9 protein-coding genes are annotated in these 13,856 nt (G+C 37.7%); all 9 read left to right on the plus strand.

Features of this window, described 5'->3' with window-relative positions:
• Positions 1 to 11 precede the first annotated feature (11 nt).
• The 9 genes from ACFO5Y_RS10870 to ACFO5Y_RS10910 all read left to right on the plus strand — a co-directional run bounded on the left by ACFO5Y_RS10870 (position 12) and on the right by ACFO5Y_RS10910 (position 13,843).
• The gene (locus tag ACFO5Y_RS10870; RefSeq protein WP_380706660.1) at positions 12 to 626 is read left to right on the plus strand and encodes an AAA family ATPase; all 615 of its coding nucleotides are present in this window, start codon (positions 12 to 14) and stop codon (positions 624 to 626) included.
• A gap of 355 nt (positions 627 to 981) precedes the next feature.
• Positions 982 to 1,155: a hypothetical protein gene (locus ACFO5Y_RS10875; RefSeq protein ID WP_197105116.1), complete on the plus strand. Its 174-nt coding sequence runs from the start codon at positions 982 to 984 to the stop codon at positions 1,153 to 1,155.
• Between the two features lie 185 nt (positions 1,156 to 1,340).
• Positions 1,341 to 3,968 (plus strand): cation-translocating P-type ATPase, encoded by a 2,628-nt coding sequence (locus ACFO5Y_RS10880; RefSeq protein WP_197105117.1) that lies wholly within the window; start codon positions 1,341 to 1,343, stop codon positions 3,966 to 3,968.
• 477 nt (positions 3,969 to 4,445) lie between these two features.
• Positions 4,446 to 4,784, plus strand: coding sequence for a hypothetical protein (locus ACFO5Y_RS10885; protein ID WP_197105118.1), 339 nt, complete (start codon positions 4,446 to 4,448; stop codon positions 4,782 to 4,784).
• Between the two features lie 367 nt (positions 4,785 to 5,151).
• On the plus strand, positions 5,152 to 6,540 hold the full coding sequence (gene rpoN, locus ACFO5Y_RS10890; RefSeq protein ID WP_197105119.1) for an RNA polymerase factor sigma-54: 1,389 nt from the start codon (positions 5,152 to 5,154) through the stop codon (positions 6,538 to 6,540).
• A 93-nt stretch (positions 6,541 to 6,633) separates the two neighbouring features.
• Positions 6,634 to 8,436: a sigma-54-dependent Fis family transcriptional regulator gene (locus tag ACFO5Y_RS10895; RefSeq protein ID WP_197105120.1), complete on the plus strand. Its 1,803-nt coding sequence runs from the start codon at positions 6,634 to 6,636 to the stop codon at positions 8,434 to 8,436.
• 346 nt (positions 8,437 to 8,782) lie between these two features.
• Positions 8,783 to 11,380, plus strand: a complete 2,598-nt coding sequence (locus tag ACFO5Y_RS10900) for an ATP-dependent Clp protease ATP-binding subunit (protein ID WP_197105121.1) — start codon at positions 8,783 to 8,785, stop codon at positions 11,378 to 11,380.
• Between the two features lie 35 nt (positions 11,381 to 11,415).
• Complete coding sequence (gene lpdA / locus ACFO5Y_RS10905; protein WP_197105122.1) at positions 11,416 to 12,759, plus strand: dihydrolipoyl dehydrogenase; 1,344 nt, start codon at positions 11,416 to 11,418, stop codon at positions 12,757 to 12,759.
• A 13-nt stretch (positions 12,760 to 12,772) separates the two neighbouring features.
• Positions 12,773 to 13,843 (plus strand): thiamine pyrophosphate-dependent dehydrogenase E1 component subunit alpha, encoded by a 1,071-nt coding sequence (locus ACFO5Y_RS10910; protein WP_197105123.1) that lies wholly within the window; start codon positions 12,773 to 12,775, stop codon positions 13,841 to 13,843.
• Positions 13,844 to 13,856 lie beyond the last annotated feature (13 nt).

Here is a 13,856-nt window from a genome sequence, read left to right on the forward strand (position 1 = left end):
AAGAAATCGGAATGAATGCAGATGAAAAAATCCTTGAAGCGAAAACAATATTTTACACCGCTCCAGCCATTCGGGCGACTAAAATGACGAATGAAATCGATATGATTGGTGGTAAAATGGGTATGGTTAAAAGTATGTATAGAGTTCTTCAGCTAGGAGCAGAAGAAAAATACTCAACGAATACGTATGAAGAGATTGATCTCATTATTATTGATGAAATAGATCGATTAAAAGTACAGCATTTAGAACAACTAAGAGATATTTATGACCAAAACGATTTAGCTATAGTCTTTATTGGAATGCCGGGTATAGAAAAGCGATTGGCTCGTTATCCTCAACTCTACTCGAGAATAGGTTTTGCCCATGAATTTGACAGATTGAGTAAAGACGAGATCCACCATATTCTGGAATACAAATGGGAAGAGTTAGGATTATCTGTCCAACTGGAAGATTTTGCTAATTATGAAGCTGTCACTAGTATTATTAAAATTACCAGTGGAAACTTTCGACTTATCCAAAGACTTTTCACCCAAATCGAAAGAATATTAGAAATCAATAACCTTGAAACTATCACGACAGAAGTAGTGGAAGCTGCACGAGATAGTTTAGTCATTGGAGTAAAATAAGTAACAAAAAGGACTATTTCATTTAGCGAAATAGTCTTTTTTTGTTCTATTAGTGCAACATAGCGCTTGAAGTTAGTGCGAAATAAAACCAAAATTTACGCAATGAGCATGAACATCAACATCATGGTGAATTACCGGTTGTCTTGTATTTTATCGGGTTAAGTGCTTTCTTTGTGGGGCTCTATTTCGAATTTACAAATACCTGAATAATTCATAGTTTTACTAATAGTCTTTCCTAACATTGATTTAATAGTCTTTAAAGTAATCTGCTTCATCACCCATTAGGTGATGAAAAAAGCCCCCCTTTCTGATATGGTTAATTCACCACAAACTACCATAGAAAGGGGTTCTCTCAGTGGTTACTTTACAAGAAAATGCCGTAAAATTCAACAATAATTTAATCGTTTCTCATGATGGTGGTCGTTTATCAAGTGATTCTGGTTTAGTCCTAATCGAACAACACTTAACACATATTCTCCCCTCATTTGAAAGTGAATTAACTTGCTTTTTTTCCTTCCCTTATTTATAATAAGTTTGACATTAAAATAAGAAGTGCGGGAGTAACTGGCAGTTTTTTACTGCTACAGTGCCACCAAACGTAGATAATTTATCTGCTGGTGCTGTATTAAATAGTAAGACGCATACGGAAGTGAGTGAGTTCTTCCGTATGCGTCTTTTTTTTATCTCACTCCAAAAGCATAGAAAGGACAGAAAATGGATTATTATAAAGAAAGTAATGAAACGGTATTGTCGTCTTTAAACACCTCTACCGAAGGAATTATGACGGAGGATGCAAAAAAGCGGCAAGAAGAACAAGGGTTTAATGAAATCAGTAGAAAAGATAGACAGTCTACACTCTCTATGTTCATTGATACCTTTAAAGACCCATTGGTTATCGTCTTGCTTATCGTTGCCATCGTGCAAATCGTATTAGGAGAAGCTGTTGAATCTCTCATTATTTTTGCGGTGCTTATCATCAATTCAATCTTAAGTGTCGTTCAAACAAAAAAGGCAGAAGATTCTTTAGAGTCTTTAAGACAAATGGCTACTCCAACGACTACAGTCATTAGAAATGGTCGCCCACAGAATGTGGAAGCCAGAGAATTGGTTAAAGGAGATATTGTTATATTAGAAGCTGGAGACAATATCCCTGCAGATGGCCGTTTGATTGAAGCGGAATCTCTTCAAGTCGTAGAGGGATCTTTAACAGGAGAATCAGTAGCCTCAGATAAATTTACAGATGCTTTAGAGGAAGACACCCCTTTAGCTGACAGAAGCAATATGACTTATAGCGGAACACTTGTCACATATGGTAGAGCGAAGATGGTTGTAACGGCTATCGGTGAAGACACGGAAATGGGTAAAGTTGCCCAGTTAATTCAAAGTGCAGAAGCCAAACAAACACCTTTACAACGTAAGCTGGAAGATTTCAGTAAAAAATTGGGTATTGGCATTCTTCTCCTATCAATACTGATTTTCGGAATACAAGCTATTCGTATTTTCTTAGGTAATCCGCAGGACTACACAGTTCCATTAGTCAATGCCTTCATGTTTGCGGTAGCCGTTGCTGTTGCAGCTATACCAGAAGCATTACAGTCCATTGTAACGATTGTATTGTCTGTTGGAACAAAAGAAATGGCTAAGCAACATGCCATTATTAGACAATTGCCCGCAGTTGAAACACTGGGCTCAACTAGTGTTATCTGTACTGATAAAACAGGTACTTTAACTCAGAATAAAATGACGGTAGTGGATGCATTTATTCCAAATGGTGAATCAAACTTGTTCTCAGGGGATAAGCAAACGTGGTCAGAGTCTGAAAGATTACTCATGCAAATAGCTGTGTTAGCTAACGACTCCAATATCGATGAAAAAGGAGAATCTAGCGGTGACCCTACTGAAGTGGCCTTAATTGTTTACAGTAACAAACAAAATGCTCCATACGAGAATATTCGCTCGACATACCCGCGTTTGCTAGAATTACCTTTTGATTCAAGCAGAAAGAGAATGTCCACTGTCCATGAAATAGATGGTGAAAAACGTCTGTTAACTAAAGGTGGACCGGATATCATCTTTAACTTGTGTTCACGCATTAAGATGAATGGTGAAATCGTTGAATTAACGGAAGAAAGATTAGAAAGACTCAAAGCTCAAAACGAAGAATTTTCTGACCAAGCTTTTCGTGTCTTAGCTTTTGCATACAAACCCATTGAAAAAGATACCGTCGAAGTTGAAGACGAAAGTGACTTAATCTTTATTGGTCTACTTGCGATGATTGATCCTCCGAGAGAAGAAGTTTATCATGCCGTTCAAGATGCTGGACATGCTGGCATTAAAACAGTTATGATTACGGGTGACCACAAAACAACCGCTCGTGCTATCGGACGTGACCTAAACATCTTTAAGGAAGGCGATCTAGCTTATACTGGACAAGAATTAGACGCGTTAAGTGATGAAGAACTAATGAACAACTTAGAAAAAATATCCGTTTATGCTCGTGTCACTCCTGAAAACAAAATCAGAATTGTTGATGCTTGGCAAAAGAAAAACCAGGTAACAGCTATGACTGGTGATGGAGTCAATGACGCCCCTGCATTAAAACAAGCTGATATCGGAATCGCAATGGGAAGCGGAACAGACGTTGCTAAAGATGCCTCTGCTATGATTTTAACAGACGATAATTTTGTTTCTATCGTTCATGCGGTTGCTGTCGGGCGTACGGTTTACAGTAATATTAAAAAAGCTATTGCTTACCTATTCTCAGGTAACTTAGGTGCTGTTATTGCGATTTTAGTTGCTTTATTACTCAATTGGGTTAACCCCTTTACAGCATTACAATTACTCTTTATTAACTTAGCTAATGATTCCCTTCCTGCTATTGCTTTGGGATTAGAGCCTAGAGAACCTAACGTCATGAATGAATCACCGAGAGATCCTGATGAGTCTATTTTCTCAGGAAAAACCTTAAGCACAGTTATATTCCGTGGTTCTTTAATCGGTCTAGCGGTTATCATTTCTCAGTTTATTGGGTTGCAGTACTCAGCTGAGATAAGTGTAGCGATGGCCTTTACAACACTTATTTTATCTAGAACATTGCAAGTATTCCCTGCGCGTTCGACTACTCAAACTAGTTTTGAAGCAGGATTCTTTACTAACAAATTTATATTAATGGCCTTTATTGCTTGTTTAGGTCTATATGGTATCACTCTTTTACCGGTTGTTAGAGGGGTATTCTCAATCCCAGATACTTTTGGCTTAATGCATTGGGCTATTGCAACAGGATTGGCCTTATCTACAACTGTACTGATGGAATTGAAGAAAAAAGTTTTCCCCGCTAAATAAATTAATACGTTTTAAATACAGAGCATGAAAAGGAGGCTGGGACAAAAGGTCCCGGATTCTGAATCAAAAGAGAACTTACAATTTCTGTCTTGTAAATTGCATGTTCTCTTATTTTAATGTTTAGATTTTTGCGAAAATATGTAACATGAACAGTATAAAAGCCACCTTGCTGTGTAGTGACCCCAAAAAGTTAGATTAAACATCTAACTGATTGGGGGCAGTACAGGTTAATTACGGGGGTTTTTTATGAAACGATTGCTTTTGAACCCGTTATTTACAGAGAGGATATCATCTCAGGATATATGAACCCACTCTACACGTTTGAGGTATGGACTGGGACTATGAATTCGGGTAATCAATCCATGTTAATGAAGGATCGGCCAACTCAAACGGCTATTTTACCTTAAGCAATCCAAATTTGAAAGTCATACTAGGTAATATTGTGAGGTCAATGTCTTTAATGAGAATGGGAATCTTATGTATCAAGATGCACTAGACGTTTATGAATACCGGCTAACAGCGCTTGCGCATAAGTCAGGCTTCTTAACGCTAGAGCGTTATTTTCTCAATCAAGACTATATAGAAGGTTATACATACCCGTATGCAACGGTTACGATCATTGCTACTGTAGGTTTGGGTAATGGTTACTGGGAGACAGTTCAAGCTGATGGGGATGGTTATTTTTATTTGACGGTTCGGGGATATGATAATCACTATCAAACTTACGATGCTGTTGAACATCCAGAAATGAGAGAAGTTATTTTCGTTACGCCATACCCATGGACTGGATGGGAGCATAAGAATGCTGAGTGGTGATGAAATATATATTTTTAGAGGAACATCTACGAGTTGAGATAGCTTGTAGGTGTTTTTGTTTTGGAAATTATCAATTAATATTCAAGTATATAGTTTTATCACAAGTTAGTTGGGATGCGTGAGGCGATATTCAACTAAGCGGAGCGTGGCAGCTCTTCGCGGTGGACTAAATCCACTAAACCAGAGCGTGGTGACACCTTACGACGCACCGTTTTTATTGATTCGGAGCTTGGCATCACCTCTCACAACGCTCCCATCTACCACTTTAAATCTTAACCAAATAACATTATTAGCGTCATCTATTACGACTAATGAGTAATGATACAGATATGGTATAATAAAGTATCAAGTATGGGGGAATGAGAATATGAAACGGGAAAGAGGTACATCATTAAATACTGAATTAATGCAAAAGCAACGTCAACAAATGAGTTTTGACCAGTTACAAGCGTTAAGAATCCTTCAAACAGCTCGTGAAGATTTAAGTCAATTATTGATGGATATATCACAAGAGAATCCCTTCATGGTTGTTGAAGATACACGAGATATGTTAGAGATTAATTCGTTAGGATTCGATAATATTCTGATTGAAGATGGTGTTAGTCAGTATGATTCATATGGTAACATGGTTAACTCATCAGATAGGCAAGATAATCACCAAGCAATGATAAATCAACTAGAGGATCAGAGACAACAATCCTTTCGAACTAATTTAATAGACCAAATCATGTGTTATCGCAAGACCCGTTTGCGAGATCTGATGATTAGGCTAGTGGATGAATTCGATGAACATGGCTTTCTTAGCAAGTCAGACGAAGCGTTACAATTGATTCTAGAGTGTGATACGATTGAGTTACTCGATGCGATCACTTTACTTCAACAATTAGAACCCGTTGGTGTTGGTGCGCGTGATTTGAGGGAATTATGGATGCTTCAAACTGAACACGACCCATCAGCTCCAGAGATAGCTTACGTTGTTTTAGAAATATACTTTAATGAGTTAGTCAATCGTGAATACCAAACGATATCTAATCATTTAAATGTTTCTATTGAGGATATATTAGAGACAGTCGCTTATTATCAAACCTTAGCGATAACGCCTGCGGTTTACTTTTATAGTGAGGAAACACAATATATTGAACCAGATGTATTTATTCAACAGAAAGAAGAGGGATACGAAGTATCTTATAATTTTCAAAACTTACCGAAATTAAGTTTTAATGATACATATTATCAAGAAATGAAAGCCATTGATGATACTGATTTGAAAGAATTTATCAAGGACAAGCGACAGCAAGTGAGAGCTGTCTCGTATAGTTTGAAACGTAGAGAAGTGACACTCGTTCAAGTTACACAAGCAATTATTGAAGCACAAGCGCTTTTTTTCAATTCAAAAGGGCATCAAGTGTCTCCATTAACGATTAAACAAATAGCTGAAAGATGTGACCTTAGTCCTTCCACAGTAAGTCGTACTATTCAAGGAAAGCATCTTTATACAGATTTTGGGACATTTGAATTAAGGAAGTTATTTACTACATCCGTTATTCAAGAAAAATCAGGAAAAGCTGTGAGTCAAGATACTATATTGGAAATTATTCACGACCTTATTGAACAAGAAGATAAGTTTCAACCTTTATCAGATCAAAAGATAACGGATAATCTAAAAGAAAAAGGATTCGATATATCACGTCGTACGATTAATAAATACCGTAAGCAATTAGGAATTTTACCCGCATCTAAGAGAAAAATTAAATAACTACAGATCTATAAAATATTTTTATTAAAAACAAAGAAAGCGCTTCACTTACATATGAGAGCAAGTTATAATATAACTGAGGGGTGATGAACGTTGAACGAATTATTGTGGAAAGAGTTTGTCATTAAAAAAGTAATTAATCCTGATGCATTACCGGATAAAATAGCTAATTCATGGGAAGTATGTCGCAAAAAGGACTTAAATCCATTTCAAATGGTTAGTAATACAGTATTACTTTATGACCAATTATCAATGAAACAGAAGCGCCATAAACTATTAATTGATTTAGTTGAAGAAGAGATTATTAAGATATCTAAAATTTTTAATCAAAGTGAATCATTATTGATCTTAACCGATGCAGAAGGCTATATTATTTGGAGGCAAGGGAACGCTAGAGCGATTGATCAAGCAAATAATATTGGCTTCTTTGAGGGGAGTCGGTGGAACGAGCTCGATGTGGGAACAAATGCGATATCACTCGCTATATCAAAAAGGATGAGTCAAAAGGTATCTCGTTTTGAGCACTATGCAGTTGCATCGCATGAATGGAGTTGTTTTGCATGTCCCATATTTGATGGGGATCATCTAGTAGGCATATTAGATATTTCCACCTATAAGAATAATCATATTGAACACCAAAGTGTTACACAGTTAATTGCTGAGCGTGTCATGAACCGTTTATTCCAACGTCGAATCAAGCAACAGCAAGCTTTAATGACTTATGTAGTAGGTACTGATAATCATAGCGTGCTTTGCAATGAGCACAAGCAAGTGGTTTACTTTCCTACTGAAATGGAAAGGTATAAGCAACTATCTCTAGGTATTGATATTGAAGCTTTTTGTCATCAATATGACGGTCTGTATAATGTTGAGTCCCTTTTGTATGATCAGGAACTGATCGGTTATAAGTATCAATTCTATACCAATAATCATACAGAAAGAAAATATTATCCAGGTGTACTATCAGAGAATAAGACTTATCAGAATTTTTTAGAGAAAGTTTATAAGGCGGCTGAGGGTACTGTACCCGTTCATATACGAGGTGAATCAGGTTCTGGTAAGGAGATTATTGCCAAAACGATTCACTATAATAGTCCATATAAGGATGGACCATTAATTAGTCTAAATTGTGGTTCAATTAGTGAAAACTTACTAGAAAGTGAGTTGTTTGGGTATGCGGCTGGGGCATTTACCGGAGCGAGCAAGGAAGGCTATAGCGGTAAGATGCGACAAGCAGAAGGAGGCACACTCTTCTTAGACGAAGTGGACAGTATGTCTTTAAAAATGCAAGCCGCATTACTACGTGCGATTGAAGAAAAACAGGTGACACCGATTGGTAGCAATAAATCTTACACGGTTGATTTTCGAATTGTGACAGCAACTAATCAGGATTTGAAAACTGCCGTTTGTGAAGGTCGCTTTAGAGAAGATTTATACTACCGACTCTATGTCATTCCACTTCAAATACCACCTTTACGTCAACGAACAGAAGATTTACTTCCATTAATTGAATCATTCTGCCAGAAGAAAAAGTGGCAAATTACGTGGAAGAGAGAATTATTCGACATAACGAAACACTATCCTTGGCATGGGAATATTCGAGAGTTTAACAATTTTCTTGAACGGTTGTATATGTTCTATCCTATCGAACAACCTAGCTCACATGTCATCAAAGAGTTAATTGAAATGACCACCTTTAGTGCTCCACAAGCACCAAGTAACCTTAGGGTGAAAATAGAACAAGAAAAAAATATACAACCTAAAAATGAAGCAGAAAAAATTCTTCAAACACTTGAAGAATATAATTATCATAAGAGTCACGCTGCGAAAGCTTTGAATATGTCACGAACTACCCTCTATCGCAAGATTAAGAAATACCAATTAGATGTAATATAGATAAACTTGAGATAGGATTACCTCTGTGATTGGCCATCTTTTATCTTACTTCGATGATTGGATAAATAAAAAGCGAGAACCCATGGTTTAAGGGGTTCTCGCTTTTTTGTTTATAAACTGTTTCACCTTGTTCCACATAGGACACATGATACACTAATTGAAACAAATTGTTTCACCTTGTTACATAAAGTATTTTATTCAATGAGTCAATATAGTTTATATCGCCTTTTCAAAAGTTGGCACGGTAATTGCTATATATTAAGTAGAGACGAAACATCATTAAAGGAGCGATGATAAAGCAAAAATTATACGCAATAATACATTAAGGGAAAGGAGTCTGGACTGAATGAATGAATTTACTAATAATGTAATTCAGGCATTTAGCGATGCGCAGACGCTTGCTAAAGAAAGACAACAGATTCAAGTTGATATCCCTCATCTATGGTCAGTCTGGATGCAACCTAAACATTTTGTGTTTGATTTCTATGAATCACTAGAGATTGATATTAATGAGATGGTACAACTCATTAATCAGGAATTGGATAAGTTACCTGTGAGTCGAGGGAGTGATAGTCAATTCGCTCAACAGCAGACGCCGAGGTACGATCGTTTAATTGAAAGTGCAAAAGAAGAAGCGAAAGAATTGCGCGATGAAATCTGTAGTTCTGAGCATTTTATTCTGGCACTGATGAATCAAAACTATAATCCAATCACAGCATTCTTATTAAAAAATGATATAGATCGTGATCTTATATTAGAAAAACTGAATCGGGTTCGTAAGGGGAAACGAGCAACTTCTGAGAACCAAGAGATGGTATATCACGCATTGGATCAGTATTCAACAAACTTAAATGAACGGTACCAACAAGGTAAGCTTGATAAGATTATTGGACGGGAGCAAGAAATTGAAGAAATTATTCGTGTCTTGTCAAGAAAAGCAAAAAATAATGCTATTTTAATCGGGCTGCCTGGGGTAGGTAAGACAGCGATTGTCGAAGGATTGGTACAAAAGATTGAACAAGGACTCGTTCCTAAGAACTTGAAGGACAAAGCCGTTTATAACTTAGACATGAGCTCACTTGTTGCAGGTGCTAAATATCGAGGTGAATTTGAAGAACGGTTAAAAGCTGTTCTAAATGATGTGCGAGATTCAAATGATAAAATTATTTTGTTCATTGATGAAATTCATACGATTGTAGGGGCAGGTAAGACCGAAGGTTCGATGGATGCAGGAAATATTCTCAAGCCAATGTTAGCACGGGGTGAGCTTCGCTGTATAGGAGCAACAACTCAAGATGAATATCGGGAGAATATTGAAAAAGACAAAGCCTTAGAACGGCGTTTCCAACGAATTCATGTCTCAGAGCCAACTGTTGATGAAGCGATTGATATATTATCAGGCGTGAAGGACAGTTATGAAGTATATCATGGAGTTGAGATTACTGAAGATGCCGTCATAGCCGCTGTGAATCTCTCGAATCGTTACATGACCGATCGATTCCTGCCGGATAAGGCCATTGACTTGATGGACGAGGCAAGTGCTGTTCGACATATTCAGATAAAGAGTATGCCGGCACAAATCCAAACATTAAAAGATGAGATCACTCAAGTCAAGATTGAAAAACTAAAACAAGAACAGGGCTTTACAGAAAGCGTTGAAGAAGACTTAAGTCGTAACTTAGATCAATTAAACGCTCGGTTAGATCAGAAAATAAAGCATTGGGAAGTTGAACAAAAGATCATTGAACAGTTACAAGAATTGAATGAAGATAAAATCTATCAATTAAAATTAGCTAAAGAAGCTCAGCTAAAAGGTGAATTAGACGAGTACGTACAGATTACTCAACTACTTCTTCCTAATATTAATAGAAAGATAGAAGCCTTAGAAGAACAACGACTAGCAAATATCGATGAATTATATCTCATTCGACATACAGTGGAAGAGTCAGATATTGCAGAAATTGTTGAGAAACTAACAGGGATTAAAGTCCAAGGGGTTATGGAAAATGAACGGCAACGGCTATTGCAATTAAATCAAATTATTAAGCAACGTGTTGTTGGCCAAGATCAAGCTGTAGACAAGGTGGCTCAAGCTATCATCCGGTCTAGAGCGGGCGTTCAAGATCCAAACCATCCAATCGGCTCATTCTTATTCTTAGGTCCTACCGGCGTAGGAAAGACTCAACTTGCTAAATCACTGGCAGATGTCTTGTTCGGTAGTGAGCTAGAGATGGTTCGCTTGGATATGTCAGAATTTATGGAGAAGCATGCTGTAGCCAAATTAGTGGGACCACCTCCAGGTTATATAGGTTATGAAGAAGGGGGACAGCTAACAGAAGCAGTAAGGCACCGACTCTATTCCGTAGTCTTATTCGATGAAATAGAAAAAGCTCATCCAGATGTGTTCAATATTCTCTTACAAGTTCTAGATGAAGGGCGATTAACGGATTCACAGGGGAGAACGATTGACTTTAAAAATACAATCCTAATTATGACGAGTAATATCGGATCACTGAAGTTGCTCGAAGGGTTAGAGCGAGATAAGGAAATATCCGAGAAAGTTCAAAATGAAGTCAAAGATGAACTGAAACATCATTTCCGACCCGAGTTTCTAAATCGAATTGATAATATATTATTATTTAATCCACTGACCTTGGGTGATATGCACAGTATAGTTGACTTAATGATTGCTGATTTAGCTCAGCGCTTACATCGTCATCGGATTGATTTAGTTGTATCTGAAGAAGTGAAAGGCTGGATTGCAGAAAATGGTTATGATCCAACACTTGGTGCAAGGCCTCTTCAACGATTTATTGTTGATCAATTGGAAACGCCTCTAGCCAGGGAATTAATAAAACAAGATATTATCTCAGATACTTGGGCATTCGTAAAGCTTAATAACGGTCAATTAAGGTTTAATTATTTGGAGAAAGAAAATGAATAATTTTGAAAGCGTTTTAAAAAAGGAGGTAAAGTAATTTGAAGCATTATGATGTATTGGTCATTGGTGCGGGTCCAGGTGGTTATGTTGCAGCGGAAGAAGCAGCTCGTTTGGGTAAGAGTGTCGCGGTAATTGACCGCCAAGCTATTGGAGGAACATGCTTGAATGTTGGCTGTATCCCGAGTAAAGCTTATTTAGAGCATGCTCACTGGATTGATTCCATAAGTAAAGCACAACAAAATGGTATGCAGGTGGAGTTGAGTGGCGTGGACTTTACTCAACTATACGAGCGAAAAAATAAAGTCATCGCAAGTTTACAAAAAGGGATTCACTCTACATTTAAATCATTAAATATTGATTTTATTGAAGGGGAGGCAATCTATACCTCAAATAATACATTTGAAGTCAATGGCGAAAAAATCACTTATGAAGATGTGTTGTTAGCAACAGGAAGTCAACCATTTATACCACCGATACCTGGGTTAAGTTCACAACCGTATCTAACGACAGATACCTTCTTCTCAATGGAAGTATTACCAGAGAAGTTAGTGATTATTGGCGGTGGTGTCATTGCAGTTGAATTAGCCTTTGCAATGGAAGCACTGGGTGTTGAGGTGACCATGCTTGAAGTTGCCAAAGACATTCTACTCACAGAAGACGAAGATGCAAGAAAAATCATTAAGCAGAAGTTAAAGAACCGGATGACAGTCGAAACGGAAGTGGTTATTAAAAACGTTACAAATAACACCGTTGAACTGGAAGGTGATAAGCAATATACCTATGATCGATTACTCATCGCAACCGGGCGTAAACCGAATATAGACTTAGCTCAAGCGATGAATCTTGAATTTGATGAGCAAGGTAAGTTTATAGCAGTGGATGAATATTATCAAACATCGAAACCCCATGTCTACGCTGTTGGTGACGTGATTGGGGGCTATACACTAGCTCATTCAGCCAGTACAGAAGGAATTAAAGCTGTTCGGGCGATGAATAAGATGAAAGAACGTCCGCTCCTCAATTGTCACGTTCCTAGATCACTCTTTACACATCCTGAAGTGGCGACCTTCGGTCTTTCTGAAGAAGAAGCTAAAATGCAAGGTTATGACGTTGTAGTATCTCAATTGCCATTCGGCTTTAATGGTCGTGCAATTGCAGTCGATCAGACAGAGGGTTTTATTAAGTTAATAGTCGAACGTAAATATGGCGAGATTCTTGGAGCAATTATTTGTGGTCCAGAGGCGACAGAAATATTACATCAAGTACTCACACTAGTAGAAGCAGAAGGTACGATCTATGAACTAGCCTCAACGGTTTACTCACATCCAACAGTTTCTGAACTTGTTCAAGATGTTGCTAAAGTGATTGTAAGAGAAATATAAGGAGGAAGAAATAATGGTTAAAGAAAAATCAATTCCACAATTAGAAGAACGTAGCGAAACGGCGTTAAAAGATTTGGTACAACTAGAGATTCGGACATCAACCAAAGCTGCCGCGGAGGCTGTGACTGCAGATAAAGCGAAAGACATGTATCAGACAATGGAAAATATCCGGAATTTTGAAGACAATGTGAGACGATTCTTCGCACAAGGGCTAATTCCAGGATTTGTGCACTTATATGCTGGGGAGGAAGCTGTTGCGACGGGTATTTGCGCTCACTTGACAGATGATGATTATATTACTTCTACTCACCGTGGTCATGGTCATTGTATTGCTAAAGGCGGCGATCTCAACGGTATGATGGCAGAAATCTTTGGTAAAGAGACTGGTTTAGGTAAAGGTAAAGGAGGATCAATGCACATTGCCGATGTTGATAAAGGGATTCTAGGTGCTAACGGAATGGTTGGTGCAGGATTCGGTCTGGCAACTGGTGCAGGAATGAAAATCAAATATAAAAAAGAAGACAATGTGGCAGTTTGTTTCTTTGGAGATGGGGCTTCTAACGAAGGGTTATTCCACGAGTGTTTAAACATGGCTTCAATCTGGAATTTACCTATTATCTTTGTTTGTGAGAATAACTTCTTTGCTGAGTCAACACCACAGTGGTATGCATCGGCTTCGGATACGATAGCTGAAAGAGCGGCAGCTTATGATATGCCAGGTGTTCGTGTAGATGGTAAGGACTTAATGGCTGTATATGAAGTAGCAGGAGAATATATTGAACGCGCTCGTAAAGGAGAAGGCCCTGCTTTAATTGAATGTGTTACATTCCGTAATTATGGTCACTTTGAAGGTGATGAACAAAAATATAAAAACAAAGAAGATGGCTTTGAAAAACGATTAGCGGACACGGATCCTCTGGATATATTTAGAGATTATGCAGTGGAACATGGACTGCTCACACTGGAAGAACTTGATGACATTCGGTCGCAATCAGAAGCGGATATCGAAGCTGCTATTAAGTTTGCAGAAGAGAGTCCACAACCAAGACCTGAATCTTTATATGAAGATGTTTTTGCTGAGTAACCCAAACACAGAA

The sequence above is a fragment of the Ruoffia tabacinasalis genome (assembly GCF_042652985.1).
Classification (GTDB): Bacteria; Bacillota; Bacilli; order Lactobacillales; family Aerococcaceae; genus Ruoffia; species Ruoffia tabacinasalis.